At 44.9% G+C, this 17,498-nt stretch carries 17 protein-coding genes; 12 read left to right on the top strand and 5 right to left on the bottom strand.

Annotated features, from left to right (window positions below):
* Positions 1–190 precede the first annotated feature (190 nt).
* From hemE to folP, 5 genes are all read left to right on the top strand, one after another.
* Positions 191–1,255 carry a uroporphyrinogen decarboxylase gene (gene hemE, locus AAFP14_RS21445; RefSeq protein WP_341734235.1) on the top strand — a complete coding sequence of 355 codons (1,065 nt, stop codon included), beginning with the start codon at positions 191–193 and terminating at the stop codon, positions 1,253–1,255.
* A 283-nt stretch (positions 1,256–1,538) separates the two neighbouring features.
* On the top strand, positions 1,539–2,552 hold the full coding sequence (locus tag AAFP14_RS21450) for an NAD-dependent epimerase/dehydratase family protein (protein ID WP_341734236.1): 1,014 nt from the start codon (positions 1,539–1,541) through the stop codon (positions 2,550–2,552).
* 190 nt (positions 2,553–2,742) lie between these two features.
* On the top strand, positions 2,743–4,332 hold the full coding sequence (locus AAFP14_RS21455; protein ID WP_341734237.1) for a B12-binding domain-containing radical SAM protein: 1,590 nt from the start codon (positions 2,743–2,745) through the stop codon (positions 4,330–4,332).
* 264 nt (positions 4,333–4,596) lie between these two features.
* A complete protein-coding gene (locus AAFP14_RS21460) occupies positions 4,597–5,679 on the top strand; it encodes an aromatic ring-hydroxylating dioxygenase subunit alpha (protein WP_341734238.1) in 1,083 nt (360 codons plus the stop codon).
* Between the two features lie 81 nt (positions 5,680–5,760).
* Positions 5,761–6,630: a dihydropteroate synthase gene (folP, locus tag AAFP14_RS21465; protein WP_341734239.1), complete on the top strand. Its 870-nt coding sequence runs from the start codon at positions 5,761–5,763 to the stop codon at positions 6,628–6,630.
* On the opposite strand, the gene AAFP14_RS21470 is transcribed toward folP, so the two are convergent.
* Positions 6,621–7,460 (bottom strand): SPFH domain-containing protein, encoded by an 840-nt coding sequence (locus AAFP14_RS21470; RefSeq protein WP_341734240.1) that lies wholly within the window; start codon positions 7,458–7,460, stop codon positions 6,621–6,623. The two genes, folP and AAFP14_RS21470, sit on opposite strands and share 10 nt — an antisense overlap.
* A gap of 183 nt (positions 7,461–7,643) precedes the next feature.
* On the opposite strand from AAFP14_RS21470, the gene AAFP14_RS21475 reads away from it, so the two are divergent.
* Positions 7,644–8,414, top strand: coding sequence for a tetratricopeptide repeat protein (locus tag AAFP14_RS21475; protein ID WP_341734241.1), 771 nt, complete (start codon positions 7,644–7,646; stop codon positions 8,412–8,414).
* A gap of 160 nt (positions 8,415–8,574) precedes the next feature.
* Here the strand turns inward: AAFP14_RS21475 and aroB are convergent, their stop codons facing one another.
* A complete protein-coding gene (gene aroB / locus AAFP14_RS21480) occupies positions 8,575–9,669 on the bottom strand; it encodes a 3-dehydroquinate synthase (RefSeq protein ID WP_341734242.1) in 1,095 nt (364 codons plus the stop codon).
* A gap of 77 nt (positions 9,670–9,746) precedes the next feature.
* Here aroB and petL point away from each other — a divergent pair, with 77 nt between their 5' ends.
* Positions 9,747–9,848, top strand: a complete 102-nt coding sequence (gene petL / locus AAFP14_RS21485; protein WP_340523689.1) for a cytochrome b6-f complex subunit PetL — start codon at positions 9,747–9,749, stop codon at positions 9,846–9,848.
* Between the two features lie 197 nt (positions 9,849–10,045).
* Here the strand turns inward: petL and AAFP14_RS21490 are convergent, their stop codons facing one another.
* The 3 genes from AAFP14_RS21490 to AAFP14_RS21500 all read right to left on the bottom strand — a co-directional run bounded on the left by AAFP14_RS21490 (position 10,046) and on the right by AAFP14_RS21500 (position 10,800).
* Positions 10,046–10,261 (bottom strand): hypothetical protein, encoded by a 216-nt coding sequence (locus tag AAFP14_RS21490; RefSeq protein ID WP_341734243.1) that lies wholly within the window; start codon positions 10,259–10,261, stop codon positions 10,046–10,048.
* A 52-nt stretch (positions 10,262–10,313) separates the two neighbouring features.
* Positions 10,314–10,520, bottom strand: coding sequence for a hypothetical protein (locus tag AAFP14_RS21495; RefSeq protein ID WP_341734244.1), 207 nt, complete (start codon positions 10,518–10,520; stop codon positions 10,314–10,316).
* Between the two features lie 106 nt (positions 10,521–10,626).
* Positions 10,627–10,800, bottom strand: a complete 174-nt coding sequence (locus AAFP14_RS21500; RefSeq protein ID WP_341734245.1) for a KTSC domain-containing protein — start codon at positions 10,798–10,800, stop codon at positions 10,627–10,629.
* A 61-nt stretch (positions 10,801–10,861) separates the two neighbouring features.
* Between AAFP14_RS21500 and AAFP14_RS21505 the strand changes: the two genes are divergently transcribed.
* From AAFP14_RS21505 to AAFP14_RS21525, 5 genes are all read left to right on the top strand, one after another.
* Positions 10,862–11,452: a chromophore lyase CpcT/CpeT gene (locus tag AAFP14_RS21505; protein WP_341734246.1), complete on the top strand. Its 591-nt coding sequence runs from the start codon at positions 10,862–10,864 to the stop codon at positions 11,450–11,452.
* Positions 11,453–11,564: 112 nt separating this feature from the next.
* The gene (locus AAFP14_RS21510; RefSeq protein ID WP_341734247.1) at positions 11,565–12,713 is read left to right on the top strand and encodes an NAD-dependent epimerase/dehydratase family protein; all 1,149 of its coding nucleotides are present in this window, start codon (positions 11,565–11,567) and stop codon (positions 12,711–12,713) included.
* Between the two features lie 297 nt (positions 12,714–13,010).
* Entirely contained in the window at positions 13,011–14,144 is a 1,134-nt protein-coding gene (locus AAFP14_RS21515; protein WP_341734248.1) for a glycosyltransferase, read from the top strand.
* Positions 14,145–14,286: 142 nt separating this feature from the next.
* Positions 14,287–14,442, top strand: coding sequence for a hypothetical protein (locus AAFP14_RS21520; RefSeq protein WP_341734249.1), 156 nt, complete (start codon positions 14,287–14,289; stop codon positions 14,440–14,442).
* Between the two features lie 373 nt (positions 14,443–14,815).
* Positions 14,816–17,458: a GAF domain-containing protein gene (locus tag AAFP14_RS21525; protein ID WP_341734250.1), complete on the top strand. Its 2,643-nt coding sequence runs from the start codon at positions 14,816–14,818 to the stop codon at positions 17,456–17,458.
* Positions 17,459–17,498: the final 40 nt, after the last annotated feature.

A 17,498-nucleotide genomic window follows, 5' to 3' on the forward strand; every position in this document is an offset into this window, starting at 1 on the left:
CTTTGTTTGACAAGGAGCGGTTTCAACCGCCGACTGACTGACTGACTTGGCGGTTACTATACCTGAGAATGAAACCGCCGTGTCCCCATGGCCCGTCAGGACTAACAGATTAATTTTTTGTCAAAAAGGGCGATCGGGCAATGGTAAGCTACCAAAGGCATTAAAATACCTAAATCCCAGAAAAATTAAGATGTCAGCATTAAATGAAGTTCCCTTGCTGTTGCGCGCAGCCCGTGGCGAAACCCTAGAACGCCCTCCCGTGTGGATGATGCGCCAAGCCGGCCGCTACATGAAAGCCTATCGAGATTTGCGAGAAAAGTACCCATCCTTTCGCGAACGTTCCGAAATTCCCGAAGTTGCCATCGAAGTTTCTCTCCAGCCGTGGCGCGCATTTCAACCCGACGGTGTAATTCTGTTCTCCGACATTGTGACACCTATGCCCGGTTTGGGCATCGACATGGATATTGCCGAAGGTAAAGGCCCGATTATCCACTCACCAATCCGCACTCAGCAGCAAATCGACGCACTGCAACCCCTCAACCCAGAAGAAAGCTTGCCTTTCATCAAAACTATCCTCCAATCTCTGCGCCAGGAAGTGGGCAACAAATCCACTGTACTCGGCTTTGTCGGTGCGCCCTGGACTTTGGCCGCCTACGCCGTTGAGGGCAAAGGTTCTAAGGATTATGCGATTATCAAAAACATGGCATTTTCCGATCCAACTTTACTACATCAGTTACTCTCAAAGTTTGCAGATGCGATCGCCGTTTACGTCCGCTATCAAATCGACTGTGGCGCCCAAGTAGTGCAGATGTTCGATTCCTGGGCTGGCCAACTTTCCCCCCAAGACTACGATACTTTTGCTCTACCTTACCAAAAACAAGTATTCGAGCAAGTCAAAAAAACCCATCCCCACACGCCACTCATTCTGTTAGTCACTGGAAGTGCAGGTATCCTCGAACGTATGGCAACCTCCGGTGCCGATATTGTTAGCGTCGATTGGACTGTGGATATGGCCGATGCGCGCCGACGTTTGGGACCCAACATGAACGTTCAGGGAAATCTCGATCCCGGTGTCTTGTTTGGCTCTCAAGCGTTTATTCGCGATCGCATTCTTGATACCATTCGTAAAGCTGGCCCGCGCGGGCACATCCTCAATTTGGGACACGGCGTCTTACCAGGAACACCGGAAGACAACGTGCGCTTCTTCTTTGAAACCGCCAAACAAGCCGACAAATTGCTTGCAGTTACTGCTTGAATTTGACAGTCCGACAGTCCGACAGTCCGACAGGGGTTTAAACCCCTGTCTCATAGCGAAAGTCCTCGCTATGAGGACTAAAGATTCATATTTCAGTCGGTTTTGACTCACATTTTGTACTATTGTGAATAAAGCTTTTAGAGGCGGGCTAAAAACAACGCCCCACAATTCAATCTTTGTATAACAGGTATCTTGCCTGTTATTAAAAATGCTTCTCTTCAGTCGGTTTCAACCGACTTTTGCTATTAGACAGGGGTTTCAACTCCTGGCAGATTGCAGGAGAATGAAACAGCCCAATTCTCCCCCCATCCCCACTCTTCCCCTATTGCAAATGACAAAAAAAATTTTCATAACGGGTGCAAGTGGCTGTATTGGTCACTACATGACCGAAACCTTAATTCAACAAACAAACCACGAACTTTACTTATTAGTTCGGAACCCCGACAAGTTAAAATTTGACTGTAACGCCCGCCCCGGCATCAACATATTGCAAGGCGATATGCGAGATATCGAGAAATATGCCGAACTTCTCCAAACAATAGATGTGGCAATTTTAGCGGCGACGGCTTGGGGGGGAACTCAAGAAGTTTTTGATGTTAATGTCAACAAAACCCTCCGCCTGATTCAGTTACTTTCACCCCAAATTTGTCAACAAGTAATTTACTTTTCAACTGCCAGCATTCTTGGCAATGATAACAATTTGCTCCAGGAAGCAGGGGAATTAGGTACTGATTATATTCGGTCGAAATATGAGTGTATGACTCAATTGTCTGAGTTACAAAATGTGCCTCCAATTACAGCACTTTACCCCACATTAGTCTTGGGCGGAGATGCCAATAAACCTGTTTCTCACCTTTCGTCAGGTATTCCACAAGTAGCAAAATGGATTGGTTTGATTCGTTGGTTAAAGGCAGATGGCAGTTTTCACTTCATCCACGGGGCTGATATTGCCACAGTAGTGAATTATTTAGTCGAACATCCGGCGGTTTCTGAGGAACCGCGACATTTTGTGCTAGGAAATGCTCCGATTACAGCTAATCAAGCAGTAGAACAAGCTTGTGCTTATTTGAATAAAAAGATATTTTTTCGGATTACTCTCTCACCAGGGCTGGCAAACTTCTTTATTTGGCTGTTCCGAATTCAATTAGCTGCTTGGGATAGATTTTGTATTAGCTATCGCCATTTTACTTATCAAAATTTTGTCAATCCCCAAACTATTGGATTGCCGAGCTATTGCGGTACGATTGCTGATATGTTAAGGACTAGCGGGATTCCGGGGAAAGAGATGAAGAGTTAAACTCGAAAATCAAAATGGTCTGTAGTTTGGTTGGATGACTAAAGCCCTGACTACGAGGCTGGGATAAGAAATGTGCGATCGAGGTGCAAGATCTGGATTTTACTATTAACATGATGTCTTGAGGGCCGATCGCACTCTCAACTCTCCAGCCCCATCACAAATCTGATACTAATGTGAGGTTTAACATACGATGCGAGTTTTACTGGTTTATCCCCTGTTTCCAAAAACATTTTGGTCCTACGAGAAAATCTTAGAATTAGTCGATCGCAAAGTCCTACTACCACCGCTGGGTTTGGTAACAGTAGCAGCTATCTTACCACAAGAATGGGAATTTAAGTTAGTCGATCGCAACATCAGACAAATCACAGAAGCAGAATGGGAGTGGGCCGAACTCGTCATCCTCTCAGCCATGATTGTCCAAAAAGAAGACTTGCTAGACATCATTCGCGAAGCCAAACGGCGCGGTAAATCAGTGGCTTGTGGCGGCCCCTACCCCACCTCCGTACCCGAAGAACCTCAAGCAGCCGGCATAGATTATCTGATTCTCGACGAAGGCGAAATCACCCTACCAATGTTCGTAGCAGCGGTAAACAGAGGCGAAACAAGTGGAATTTATCGATCGGACGGCATCAAACCCGATGTTACCACAACCCCTGTTCCCCGCTTCGACTTACTGGAATTAGACGCCTACGACTCCATGTCAATTCAATTTTCCAGAGGCTGTCCTTTCCAGTGCGAATTCTGCGACATCATCGTCCTCTACGGGCGGAAACCACGCACCAAAAACCCCCAACAACTAATCGCAGAATTAGACTGCCTTTACAACCTAGGCTGGCGGCGCGGCGTGTTCATGGTAGACGACAACTTTATCGGCAACAAACGCAACGTCAAACTATTGCTAACCGACTTAAAAATCTGGCAAGAAGAACACAAATTTCCCTTTACTTTCAACACAGAAGCCTCCATCGATTTAGCCCAAGACCAAGAATTGATGGAGATGATGGTAGCTTGCAATTTCAATGCAGTATTTCTAGGGATTGAAACTCCCGATGAAGAAAGCCTGCAAATGACCAAAAAATTCCAAAATACCCGAAATTCCCTGATAGAATCCGTAGAGTTGATTGCAAAAACAGGTTTGCGAGTAATGGCCGGATTCATCATCGGATTTGACGGCGAAAAACCCGGTGCCGGTCAGCGTATTGTAGACTTTGCCGAAGCAGCCGCCATTCCCAGTACAACCTTTGGAATGCTGCAAGCTTTGCCCCACACTGCATTGTCCCACAGACTCGCCAAAGAAGGGCGACTGCGCGACAAATCTGGTAATCTCAACCAGACTACTTTAATGAACTTTATCCCCACGCGGCCTTTAGAAGATATTGCCAGGGAGTATGTCCAAGCCTTTTCTGATGTATACGATCCCCAGAAATATTTAGACCGAACTTATCGGCATTTCTTAATGTTAGGCGCACCCACAGCCAAGATACCTGCTCGAATTCCGAGTTTGATCGATTTGCGGGCGCTGCTAACAGTCGTTTGGCGACAAGGAGTCAAGCGTAGCACTCGCTGGAAATTTTGGCATCATTTGTTCAGCATTCTCAAGCGCAATCCTGCGGTTTGGGATCATTACTTGACGGTGTGTGCTCACAACGAGCATTTTCTGGAATACCGTCAGATTGTGCGGGATGAAATAGAAGCTCAATTAGCTGAATTTTTGGCTAATGAATCTCAGACAGTATATCAAGAACCTGTAGCTGGGGAAAAAGAAGTGCAAGTAGTTTAGAGTGGGAATATTTGAAGATTTTCTAATATCAAATCCATTTCCATGGGAATTATAAGCGTTCTTGGGTAATTGATAACTGCTAATTGCCCCCGATCGCTTTTTTGATAGCTCAAACTCTTGCTGTTATTGATTATTGCTTCTTGCTTCTTGCTGCTACATCCAGTGGGGTCGGGTTTATTTAGATGCTTTGTCATCGTTATTTATGCTTGGTGAAACCCGCCCCTACACGAATGTTAAGCTTGCCGTAGTTAGGAAATATTTATCATGCAAAATAATACCCTACAATCTCCTTCTCAGAACACGGAAAAAACTCACATCCGCCAGTTGGGAATTAATCTCAATCACTGGTATACTGTGGCTCGCAGTACAGAAGTCACAACTCAGCCACTAGCTGCGATGGTATGGCATCAGGCGATCGTCCTATTTCGCGATAGTGCAGGCAAAATCAACGCTTTAGAAGACAGATGTCCGCACCGACAAGTTAAACTTAGTCACGGTAAAATCAAAGGTGACTTAATAGAATGTGCCTACCACGGATGGCGCTTAAATACCAGAGGAGAATGTGCAGAAGTTGATTATTTAGCCGAAAATCAAAAGTTACCTAACTGCAAAATTCGCTCCTTTCCAGTCAAGGAAGAATCTGGTTTTATCTGGATATTTCCCGGCGATGAGACCAAAGCCGAAGCAATTAATTTATTGAGCTTACCAGAGTGGGAACATCTCAATTATATTGCCACCGTTGCAGTCATAGACTGTCAGGCACACCATTCATTTTTGATTGAAAATTTGATGGATATGTATCACGGACATTTGCACGAAGACTGGCAAGCTTGGGCCAATCCTGTCCTAGATTCTTTAAAAGAAGATAAACACCAAGTAACGGCTCTTTACCAGGCCGAAAGTTATTACAAAATAGATAAAATTTGGTCAATCTCTCAGTTATTATTTAAATCTTTGCGACAACTGCACCCGGAACCTTTAGAGGTGAGTTATGTTTACCCCCACTGGGTTTCCACTTTGGGCAATGACTTTAAGATTTATTGCTTGGTTTGTCCGGTGAGCGAGACGGCAACCCGCGCTTATTTAATTCACTTTACCTCATTAAATGCGTTTTGGCGACTGCACAAATTGCCTGTGTGGTTCCGCAGGTTTATTAAAGATATTTGTTTCGGTGCGGCTCAAAAGTTATTGGATGGTTTGGTGCGGCAGGATGTGTTGATGATTGAGGAAGAACAACAGGCTTTTTTACAAAACTCAGAAAGAAAAAATTATGAATTAAATCGGGCTTTAGTAAGCGTGCAACGGTTGATGAGAAGTCAGGCGGAAATTTGTAATTCTGCTGATTGACAGATGATAAAAATAGCTTTTTGAGCGAAGTCAAACTTTGCCTACCCTCCCCGTCCTTTCTGCATATTTTAGTGCCATAATATGACTGTTAATCCCAAAACAATTACAATTAGAAATAAATCTTTCGAGTGGGGAAAACGCACTTATTTAATGGGCGTTTTAAATGTTACCCCTGATAGTTTTAGTGATGGTGGCGATTTCAATACCATAGAATCGGCTCTAATGCAAGCTGAAAATATGGTAAAAAACGGGGTTGATATTATTGATATTGGTGGTCAATCTACCAGACCCGGTGCAGCCGAAATATCCTTACAAGCAGAACTGGATCGAGTCCTTCCAGTTGTCCAAATCTTGAGAGAAAAAGCCAATATTTTTGCAGATATACCTATTTCTGTGGATACTACCAGATCCCTGGTTGCCAAGGCGGCTGTGGCTGCGGGAGCTGATATAATTAACGATATTTCAGGAGCTACCTTTGACTCAGCAATGCTGTCAACGGTTGCCAAATTAAAAGTACCAATAATTTTGATGCACCTTCGGGGAACGCCCCAAACCATGCAAACGCTCACCGATTATCACGATTTAATTGGCGAAATTAGCGAATTTTTAGAAGCGAGAATTGCGGCAGCCGTTGCAGCAGGTATTCACACATCTCAAATAATTATCGACCCCGGTATTGGCTTTGCTAAAACTCACAGTCAGAATTTAGAAATTCTCCGGGATTTGCGGAAATTTCGTTATTTAGACTGTCCGATTTTAGTCGGAGTCTCGCGCAAAAGCTTCCTAGGTAAGATTTTGAATCAGCCCGAAGCGAAACAAAGAGTTTGGGGGACAGCGGCGGCTTGTACAGGTGCGATCGCGAATTCGGCGGATATTTTACGAGTTCACGACGTCAGAGAAATGCACGATGTCTGTCAGGTAGCCGACGCCATCTTCAGAAATCAGTCTTGAGTAGCGTGAGTATCGATAACTTTCATGTCCTCATGGGGAGAGTGCGGTTCAATATCAGACATAGAACCCATCAACTCATTCAGAGCTTCTGTCATGTTTTTTGGGTCCATAAACAGAATTTTAGCGTTATCGCTTTCGCCCAATTTTTGTTGAGCATCTAAGTATTTTTCTGTTACTAAGTAATTCAAAACTTGCTTACTATTGGGATGGGAATCGAGAGCCTCCACTAAGAGTTTCATGTACTCCTTAGTACCAGTAGCTTTATTGACCATTGCTTGCCACTCGCTCTTGGTTGCCTGCTCCAATTCCATAGCTTCTTGCACCCTTTTTGGAGGTGTAATGCTTTGAATTTCGACCCGGATGACTTTGACACCCCAAGTTTCAGTAGCTTCGTCCAATTTCTTGAGTAACTGCTTATTCATGTCATCTCTGGAACCGAAAATCTCTTTCATCGGCAACCGACCAATTTCACCACGAAACGTAGTTAAAACTAAGTTGGCGATCGCATTTTCAATTTGATCGATGCCGTAATAAGCTTTCTGCAAATTTACAACTCGCCAATACACCACGGCATCGACGTCGAGAACCACATTATCTACCGTGATGGCTGACTGAGGTTTAATATCTAAAACTCTTTCGCGGGTTGTGTCCACGCAGACGACTTTCTCTACCACGGGACTGATAAAGTGGAATCCGGGCTTGAGAGTGCGCTTGTATTGGCCCAAACGTTCGACTAAAGCTTCGTCGCCGCCGCTGACTATTTTCACAGAGGAGTTAACAGCGTAGCCGAGGATGAGCGCAACGAGCATGGCTAGAATAGACTGCCCCATTTCTACTTTCCTGCTAAGTTTACTGAATAATTGATCGGAATTCTACTCTAATTTAACGCAAAATATGCCACAGAGTGCTAAAATATCTCGACTGTTAATAACTTCTTAATAGTGCGCACCCATTTCTCAGACTCTGACAGGGTGTGAAACCCAGGATATCAAAAACACGTTGCTACAGAATATATGAAAAACGATCGAGAGTTTCGCCCTTTAAAAATTTTGATCTGGATCGCCCCAAGCATTTTGGCAACGGGAGCAATGGGCGCTTTAGCAGTGGTACCAGCGGTACAAGCTGAACCCAGCAGCCTCCAAATTTCCCAAAACTTGCAGTCCCAAAACACCCCGCCACGAAGTCCCCGCGGCCCAGTTCGGGAAGTTCTCTCCTACGAGATGAAGGGAGACGAACTCAGGATTTGCAAACAGGAAGGCAACTCCGACAAAAAGTGCGAAGTTGTCGGCAAAGGATACACAGTAGCTTTGAGGATCGCCAACGACCTTTACAATCAAGGAAACCTGGCCAATGCCGAAATTTTGTACCAACAACTGATTACTCGTTTTCCGAAACAGGGAGATGCTTACTATAAGTTGGGAACCTTGCTCTCAGCCCAAGGTAAAATGAGCGATGCGATCGTCCAATTTAGAAAAGCAATTCAACTAAACCCGCAGCACGCCAAAGCTCACAACGATTTGGGCGTAGCCATGGCAAGTCAAGGGCAATTGCCAGAGGCAATTTTGGAGTGGAGACAAGCAATTAAAATTAACAGCCAATATCCCGATGCATTAAACAATTTAGGAGTCGGACTGTACCAACAAGGAGTCAAAGAAGACCAAGCAGAAGCAGTAGCCAGCCTCAAAAAAGCTCAGGAATTATTCATCAAACAAGGCCGAGTTTCACAAGCCAAAAAAGTCGAGCAAATTTTGCAGCAAATCAATTCGCAATCTAGCGGTTCCTAAGCTGCATAGGTTATGAGTCATGAATTATGCGTTATTGGTGATTAGGACAAACTAATGACTACTGACTACTGACTAATGACTACTGACTAATGACTACTGACTACTGACTACTGACTACTGACTAATGACTAATGACTACTGACTACTGACTACTGACTTCCTAAAGCATTTCCTTCAAAACTTGTAAGATCACATCTCCATCCACCCGATCGCTCACCGCCGCCTCACCCAGGCGCACTGGTAGCACAAACCGCACCTTACCATCCTGCACCTTTTTGTCCAATTGTAAAGTCTTCACAATCTCCTCAACATCCATACCAGCGGGCAATTTCGTAGGCAAACCAGCCTTTTCCAGCAAAGCTAACTGACGTCGATCGCACTCTCGGTCCCACATTTCCAACTCCACAGCCAACCGACTTGCAGCCACCATACCAATCGCCACACCTTCCCCGTGATTCACCAACTTGTAACCAGTCAAACTTTCCACCGCATGGCCAATGGTGTGCCCATAATTCAAAATCGCCCGCAAACCAGACTCCTTTTCGTCCTTACTTACCACATCCGCCTTAGCTTGGCAAGACCTGCTCAAAATTTCTGCCAGCAAATCCGCCTTCACGTAGCGCATCTGATCCAAACGCTTGCAACTCTCCAACTGCTCGAACAATTCCACATCCCAAATCACCCCGTACTTAATCACTTCCGCCATGGCGGAGCGAAACTCCCTCGCCGGCAAAGTTTTGAGTACATCCGGGTCAATTAACACCAAACGAGGCTGATGAAAAGCCCCAATTAAATTCTTCCCTAAAGGATGGTTGACCCCAGTTTTACCACCAATAGAAGCATCAACCATCGCCAGCAAAGAAGTCGGAACTTGGACAACATTAATTCCCCGCAACCAAGTAGCAGCAGCAAAACCCGTCATATCGCCAACCACTCCGCCACCCAAAGCCACCATCGTCGAAGAACGTTCTAAGCGGTTTTCCAAAGCAGCGCCGTAAATCTTCTGCACCGAATTTAAAGTTTTGTACTGTTCTCCTGGTGGTAGAATGCAGTTACCAACATGAAAACCCACCGATTCCAAGGAAGCAGCCGTCTTTTCTCCGTAATGCCGAAAAATCGACTGATTCGACACTAGCAGCACTTTTTTACCCAAATTCAGCCCACCGAGCATATTGCCTAGTTCGTTTAAACCGCCCGATCGCACGCAAATATTGTAAGATTGTGGTCCCAAGTCAACTTTAATTACTGATTTCATATTTATCTAATTTAGATTATAGATTTTAGATTATAGTTCTTATAGGTCTTTTTATTGATTGTTTTGGAGAAATTGCAATGACTCTTAGCGGAGCAATAACTTATTTTGGGCTTTTCGGCGGAATGCTGGGCTTGGCGACAGTGTTGATGTTTGGTCTGCGGGCTGTCAAACTCATCTAATTTACTAATTTAGATGCGAGAACCAGAGGATTTTAACCTCTGGTAAAAGTAACATTTTGCAGAAGTATTTACGCCAAAAATCTGTAGTTTGATCTGTAGATTTAGGGCGTAAATACTGATCTTGAATTTAATCAAGGAGCGATCGCACTTGCGATAAAACACGATCGCTCTTCATCAATTACAGAATTAGTTCTAATTCAGCCGATTGAACTTCGGGCAATTTCAAAGGCCCCTGTCGTATCAAAAACGATCGCGTGTTTAGCCTGCGGCAACAAACGCCGTAAAATCTGGATGTATCCGTCAGCATCACCGCGGCGGTGGAACCTTGCAACCACCAATCGCTGCATATTTGGCAATTGCCGCACGATACACCAGGGATGAGTGTTTAATTTGGGCTTTGATGTTGGTATCATAGGGTAATCCTTCCCCGCCGAAAGCGGGATTTGGTAGAAAAGGCGATCGCCCTTAAGTTTTCGAGGCTCGGAGGGCGATCGTTTTTAGCTTGACAGACGGGAATCCCCACACCATACCGCTTCGGTTGGTGTGGGATGAAAGGCGCGTGAATTGAGGAGGTACAAATAGGCTAATTTCATCCGCCCACCTTTGTTGAGTCCAAGGTCGCATAAACATAGCAGTGTTGACAATTTCTTTACCTTCTTGCGAAAGGCTCAAACTGTTCTGTTTCCGATTTTTTAAAAGGCTCAAAATTCCTAGATTAATGTCGTACTTATCGTCGCCATTTCTTCACCTGTTGGTAGGGAAAGCAGTTAATAACATCCTATAGCATATAACTACCTTTGGAATCAGATTCCATCAGTTCCAAGTAGACAGTTTTGGGAACTTCAAAGTATCGATATGTCTTGCTGCTATTCAAAACAACTTCGAGGGTAGAGGTTGTTTCGTCATAACCCACAGCTTGGATCATGCTAGATTCGACTGGTTCTAGTTTCATGGTAATAATGCAATCCATTTTCTCCTAAAATAATTTCTACTTCCCTCAATCTCAAATCGCAATGTCTCATTCCACCGATATCCTCACCCTCGGCCGCTGGATGGCCTCCGACTTCAGCAACCAAGCCCAAGCTTTTGAAAATCCGCCCTTCTTTGCCCACATCCGCGTCTGCATGAGACCCCTACCCGTGGAACTTTTGGGCGGCCTCAGTCTCTATCTAGAACAAGCCTATGACATCGAACTCAACACGCCGTACCGAGTTCGAGTGTTAAAATTAGTGCCGAAGGGCGATCGCATCGATATCGAAAATTACGCGATCGAAAACGAAGAGCAATTCTACGGTGCCTCCCGCGATCTCCAACGACTCCAAGAACTCAAAAAAGCAGAATTTAAACTAATGCCGGGATGCACCTTTATTACGCACTGGACCGGCCACAGCTTCAAAGGGTGCGTTGAACCAGGAAAAGGCTGTATGGTGGTCAGAAAGGGCAAAAACACCTATCTAGACAGCGAATTCGAGATCGATGGAGACAAATTTATTAGTCACGATCGCGGGCGGGACCCAGAAACCGACGCCCACGTCTGGGGAGCCCTCGCCGGTCCCTTTGAATTCACCCGTCGAGCTAGCTTCGCTGATGAAATTCAGGTTTAATACAAAAAAACAAGGGGCGATTTAGCAAAGAACTCCCTTGATTAAAGGTTCAGAATGCACCAATACCTGGTACATTAACCCAGTATTGGTAAGCAAGATTCACCTTTGTTTTATGAAAGTCCTGGTTATTGGTGGCGATGGCTATTGCGGTTGGGCAACCGCACTCTACCTTTCCAACAAAGGTTACGAAGTTGGCATCCTCGACAGCTTTGTGCGGCGGCACTGGGATCTGGAACTGTGCAGCGACACCCTCACTCCCATTGCACCGATTCAGCAACGACTCCAGCGATGGCAAGATTTAACTGGTAAGTCGATCGACTTGTTTGTCGGTGACATCACCAACTATGATTTTCTCAGCAAAAGCATGAGAAAATTTGCACCAGAGGCTGTAGTCCATTTCGGCGAACAGCGTTCGGCACCTTTTTCGATGATCGATCGCGAACACGCAGTCCTCACCCAAGTCAATAATGTAGTTGGGACCCTGAACCTGCTTTACGCCATTCACCAAGATTTCCCCGACTGTCACTTAGTGAAATTGGGGACAATGGGCGAATACGGCACGCCGAATATTGACATCGAAGAAGGCTACATTACGATCGAACACAACGGGCGCAAGGATACACTACCCTATCCCAAACAGCCTGGAAGTTTTTATCACTTAAGTAAAGTCCACGATTCGCACAATATCCATTTTGCCTGCAAAACTTGGGGGCTAAGAGCCACCGACTTGAATCAGGGTGTCGTCTACGGCGTACTCACAGATGAAACCGGCATGGACGAACTGTTAATCAACCGTTTGGACTACGACGGAGTATTCGGTACAGCTTTGAACAGATTTTGCATTCAAGCTGCGATCGGTCATCCTTTGACAGTCTATGGTACTGGCGGGCAAACCCGCAGCTTCTTGGACATTCGGGATACTGTGCGATGCGTCGAATTGGCGATCGCCACTCCCGCCGCTTCTGGACAATTGCGCGTCTTCAACCAATTCACTGAACAATTCAGTGTCGGCGACTTGGCTGCATTGGTGCAAAAATCCGGCACAGCAATGGGATTAAAGGTAGAAATCAATCACCTGGAAAATCCGAGGGTCGAGAAAGAAGAACATTATTTCAATGCAAAAAACAGCAATCTGTTAGACCTCGGTTTGCAACCGCATTACTTGTCGGATTCTCTGCTTGATTCTCTGCTGAATTTTGCTACAAAATATCAGCATCGGGTCGATAAGAATCAGATTTTACCCAAGGTTTCTTGGCGGTAAGTTCTGGTAGATAGCTGCGGTGCAATAGTTTTTTTAAGGAACCGCGAAGGCGCGAAGGGCGCGAAGGAAGAGGAAAGAAGGGAAGAGAAGGGTTTACAAGTTATGAATTGATTTGCCTCTATCTTTGACTCTCTTGCTCTGTGTCCTCTGTGTCCTCTGCGGTTAATTAAAAAAATTAGATATCGTAATTACTGGTGATGAAGCTGCTAACAGAACCCTATTTAAATCAAGCGAGTAAATGGCCAAAAACAGATCGTCAAATTCTGGCAAAATTTTCGATTTTCTAAATATTTTATTATGAGAATTGCTCTTTTCACTGAAACTTTCTGGCCGAAAATAGACGGCATTGTCACTAGGCTGATTCACACTGTAGACCACTTACAACGCGCGGGCGAACAGGTTCTCATCTTTTCCCCAGATTACGGCATAAAAGAATACAAAGGGGCTAGAGTTTATGGTGTTGAGGGTTTGCCTTTGCCGATGTACCCGGAATTAAAAATGGCACTTCCTTCTCCGGCGATTGGTCGCGAATTAGAGCAGTTTAAACCGGATATTATTCATGTGGTTAATCCCGCGATTTTGGGATTGGGTGGCATATATTATGGCAAAAAGCTCAATATTCCTATTTTGGCTTCTTACCACACTCATTTACCTAAGTATTTGCATCACTACGGTTTTGGAATGCTGGAACCTTTATTGTGGGAATTACTTAAAGGTGCTCATAATCAAGCAGAGCTGAATTTGTGTACTTCCACTGCGATGGTGGAGGAACTTAGAAGTCATGGGATCGATCGCGTAGACTTATGGCAACGGGGTGTTGATACAGAAATGTTTGTCCCGGAATTGGCTAGTCGAGAAATGCGATCGCGTCTTTCCCAAAATCACCCTGATAGTCCCCTGTTACTTTATGTCGGCCGCCTCGGTGCAGAAAAGGAAATCGAAGCTATCAAACCAGTTCTCGAAGCCATTCCAAACGCCCGCCTCGCCCTCGTGGGAGATGGCCCCCACCGACAAACCCTAGAACAATATTTTGCCGGCACTCCCACCAATTTTGTCGGCTATCTCAAGGGCCAAGAACTCGCAACAGCTTACGCATCTGCTGATGCCTTCATTTTTCCCTCCCGCACCGAAACCCTCGGCCTGGTGCTCCTAGAAGCAATGGCTGCGGGGACACCCGTAGTGGCGGCACGCAGTGGTGGAATTCCTGATATTGTCACTGACGGCGTTAACGGCTATTTATTTGACCCCACTGATGACATGGGAGCCTCTACTGCTACCCAGCGTTTGTTTGCAAACCCCGCGGAACGGGAACATCTGCGCCAAAGCGCCCGCCGAGAAGCCGAACGCTGGGGTTGGGCCGCGGCTTCTGGACAATTGCGACGCTACTATCAATCGGTGATATTTGCTGAGTCCATGTCCTCTGTGGCGTGACGGATTGACAACAATTTATTACAGTAGGGATTGGGTGAGGATTTTCTGTCGAGAGTCCAAGTTTTTTTACTGCTCCAATCGCCGTAGCTATTCTCCTCCTTGGTTTAACATTAAACTATGAATAGCTTCCTGAAAATATTGTGTGGGTAACATCAAACGCCTTCGATCGGACTGTATTTGGTCTGGTGCATGGGCTGAAACCGCGACACATCAATACCAGGAATCCAATGCTGTGACTGTCTATCGGGCAAAAAACTCCGAACTTATCTCCCCGTTGGAGGTTTTGAGTCGATCGTGAATTGGCAGATACAGCTAATTGGGTATTATAACTTAAGTGCACCTCGATTTTGACTGGTCATCATCCAGATCGGGGTGGTTAAAAAAACGATGTCTATAATAATTATGTCTCATTTCCCTGATTACAATAATGTGATTCTGACCAAAGTAAATCAACAAATCAGGCAGTTAGAGCGAGCTTGGGTAGTACATAAAACCACACTCAAAGCTTATACAAAACACCCAAGTAAATTTACTGAAGGACCCAAATTACCAAAATACAAAAATCGGGTTAGCGTAGTCATTTAATGTTAAATTCTCTCAAACTTTTAATCACGAGCAAAATCTAGTTTTTGATAAGTGGTCACTCTACCCTCCGAAAAAAGCAGTTAATCATGACATTCTCCAATGCTGGTAGCGTTCTGGCTACACTGACTCAAGTCAATCTGATGGGAGCATTAACCTCCCGTGTTAAGAACCTGCCAGTTCCTGAATTAGTCTGTCTGCTGGACTTTATTACGGCTGAATTTCAGCAATTTATCCGGGCGATGGATCTGATTAACAATGAAGCCCTCGAAAGTCTCTTAGAGCAACTTTTAGATGCCTTCACTGTCAAAATTGGTCTCATCCTCCAAGCAGACAGGACGACAATTTTTTTGGTGGACTCCAGCAAAAATCAACTTTGGCATAAAACTGTCGATGTTACTATTGGCAAACCTGTAGAAGTTCGTTTACCGATGGATGCAGGTATTTTGGGCTATGTCGCAACTACTGGAAAATCGATCAATGTCGTAGAAGCCAGAGAACACGAGCTGTTCAATGCGGAAGTAGATGAACCTTCTGATTATCAAATCAAGAGCATCCTCTGTATGCCAATTTTTAGTAGCAAGAGCGAAACAGAACCCGTAGCTGTAGTCAGACTTTTGAATAAAGCAGGGGATGTACCTTTTGACGAAGACGACGAACAACAGTTTCGGGTGTTTGCAGATTCGATCGGGATTATTCTCGAAAGCTGTCAGTCTTTCTATGTCGTCGCTCGCAATCAGCGAGGGGTGGCGGCACTGTTGAGAGCTACGACAACTTTGGGTCAAAGTCTTGACTTGGAAACTACTTTGCGAGCTGTCATGGATCAAGCTCGTGATTTGATGCAGGCAGACCGCAGTACGCTATTTTTATTAAATCGGGAAACCAACGAACTCTGGACAAAAGTCGCCAAGGCTGATGGCAAAACGATGATGAAAATCCGCATTCCCGCTAACAGGGGAATTGCGGGCTATGTGGCTTCTACAGGTCAAATTCTCAATATTACAGATGCTTACGACGATCCCCGTTTTGACCCCACTACAGACCAGCAAACTGGATATCGCACTCGCACTGTCTTGTGTATGCCAGTTTATAACGCTAAAGGTGAGTTGATCGGCGTAACTCAGCTAATTAATAAAAACCAAGGAACTTTTACTAATTCCGATGAAGAATTTCTGCGGGCTTTCAATTCCCAGGCGGGCATGGCACTGCAAAATTCTCAATTGTTTGAAAATATGATGGTCGAAAAACAGTATCAGAAAGATATGTTACAAAGTCTTTCTGATGCAGTTATTTCCACTGATTTTCAGGGCCGGATCGTGACTATCAATGAGGCTGCTCTCGAACTTTTGGGCTGTCCGGTAAATCAAGATAAAACTAAAGATAATCCCCAGCTTTGGGAACACAAACTGATAAATCGCTATGTTTGGGAAGTTTTGCCGATCGAAAATTTGAAATTTAGACTGGAAGACAGCCTGAATCATGCTGCTAGACATTACGTTCCCGAACAAAGTTTAACCCTAGGACTGTTGGTGGAAAAATCCCTGGATTTACCAGAGGCAGAAAATTATATTTTGGCAGTTCCCGATCCCCATCACCCTAATTCCTATTATGCTTGGGGCGAAAACGCTGCTTGGGCTGAAGAATTAGCAGTGCTACAATTGGCTAATTCCCAATCTCTATTTGCCCTTGATAATTCTGCTACCTATTACCCTTACTGTCCCCTCCCCATTTCCGGCTCTCACATTAAGGTAATTGAACGCAGTTTGAATTTGACTGTTAACCCCCTGACTAATCCCGAAGGAGGGGTGCGGGGGGGTTTGGTGGTACTCGAAGATATCAGTCGCGAAAAGCGGATGAAAACTACTATGTCTCGCTACATGACTCCGGGAGTCGTGGAACAAGTGATGGCGTTGGGTGACGACGCCCTGATGGTGGGGGAACGCAAGGATGTCACTATTTTATTTTCAGATATTCGCGGCTATACCACGCTGACGGAAAATTTGGGAGCATCGGAAGTTGTTGCTCTCCTCAATCAGTATTTTGAGACTATGGTGGAGGCTGTTTTCCACTGCGAGGGTACTTTAGACAAGTTTATTGGTGATGCTTTAATGGCTGTGTTCGGCGCGCCGTTACCGCTCAATCCCCCGGAAATTCATGGTTGGATGGCGGTTAAATCAGCTTTGGACATGAGGAAACGGCTCCAAGAGTTTAATGATTCTCGCCCCGGAGAAATTCCATTTCGTTTTGGTATTGGGATTAGTTCGGGAGAGGTGGTTTCAGGAAATATTGGTTCTCAAAAGCGGATGGACTATACGGTAATTGGGGATGCTGTGAATTTGAGTTCTCGCCTGGAAGAGCTTACCAAGGAGTATGGCTGCGATATAATTTTGAGTGAGTTTACTTACAGTTTGTGTAGCGATCGCATTTGGGTGCGAGAATTAGATAAGGTGCGAGTTAAAGGCAAAAATCAGCCAGTTGGTATTTACGAATTGCTACAAAGTAGTTCAGAACCTATGGAGGGAGAAACTCAAAGGTTCTTGGAACTTTACAAAAATGGTCGTGAGGCTTATATTGCTAGAAATTTTCACAAAGCTATTAGTTTTTTTGAGGCTGCTTTGGCAATTAGACAAAAGGATAAACCTGTTGAAGTTCACATCGAACGCTCTTTAAATTACTTGAAAGTCCCTCCACCCGATGATTGGGACGGGGTGCATACTATGGCGACAAAGTAGTAAACTATATGGCATCAGCGTGTAAAAAAATATAAAGATT

The sequence above is a fragment of the Microcoleus sp. EPA2 genome, assembly GCA_020882975.1.
GTDB lineage: Bacteria > Cyanobacteriota > Cyanobacteriia > Cyanobacteriales > Microcoleaceae > Microcoleus.

What these genes read in the sequence shown, in the direction of transcription:
- hemE (WP_341734235.1), top strand. Translation starts at nt 191, where the DNA reads ATGTCAGCATTAAATGAAGTTCCCTTGCTGTTGCGCGCAGCCCGTGGC.
- AAFP14_RS21450 (WP_341734236.1), top strand. Translation starts at nt 1,539, where the DNA reads ATGAAACAGCCCAATTCTCCCCCCATCCCCACTCTTCCCCTATTGCAA.
- AAFP14_RS21455 (WP_341734237.1), top strand. Translation starts at nt 2,743, where the DNA reads ATGCGAGTTTTACTGGTTTATCCCCTGTTTCCAAAAACATTTTGGTCC.
- AAFP14_RS21460 (WP_341734238.1), top strand. Translation starts at nt 4,597, where the DNA reads ATGCAAAATAATACCCTACAATCTCCTTCTCAGAACACGGAAAAAACT.
- folP (WP_341734239.1), top strand. Translation starts at nt 5,761, where the DNA reads ATGACTGTTAATCCCAAAACAATTACAATTAGAAATAAATCTTTCGAG.
- AAFP14_RS21470 (WP_341734240.1), bottom strand. Translation starts at nt 7,460, where the DNA reads ATGGGGCAGTCTATTCTAGCCATGCTCGTTGCGCTCATCCTCGGCTAC.
- AAFP14_RS21475 (WP_341734241.1), top strand. Translation starts at nt 7,644, where the DNA reads ATGAAAAACGATCGAGAGTTTCGCCCTTTAAAAATTTTGATCTGGATC.
- aroB (WP_341734242.1), bottom strand. Translation starts at nt 9,669, where the DNA reads ATGAAATCAGTAATTAAAGTTGACTTGGGACCACAATCTTACAATATT.
- petL (WP_340523689.1), top strand. Translation starts at nt 9,747, where the DNA reads ATGACTCTTAGCGGAGCAATAACTTATTTTGGGCTTTTCGGCGGAATG.
- AAFP14_RS21490 (WP_341734243.1), bottom strand. Translation starts at nt 10,261, where the DNA reads ATGATACCAACATCAAAGCCCAAATTAAACACTCATCCCTGGTGTATC.
- AAFP14_RS21500 (WP_341734245.1), bottom strand. Translation starts at nt 10,800, where the DNA reads ATGAAACTAGAACCAGTCGAATCTAGCATGATCCAAGCTGTGGGTTAT.
- AAFP14_RS21505 (WP_341734246.1), top strand. Translation starts at nt 10,862, where the DNA reads ATGTCTCATTCCACCGATATCCTCACCCTCGGCCGCTGGATGGCCTCC.
- AAFP14_RS21510 (WP_341734247.1), top strand. Translation starts at nt 11,565, where the DNA reads ATGAAAGTCCTGGTTATTGGTGGCGATGGCTATTGCGGTTGGGCAACC.
- AAFP14_RS21515 (WP_341734248.1), top strand. Translation starts at nt 13,011, where the DNA reads ATGAGAATTGCTCTTTTCACTGAAACTTTCTGGCCGAAAATAGACGGC.
- AAFP14_RS21525 (WP_341734250.1), top strand. Translation starts at nt 14,816, where the DNA reads ATGACATTCTCCAATGCTGGTAGCGTTCTGGCTACACTGACTCAAGTC.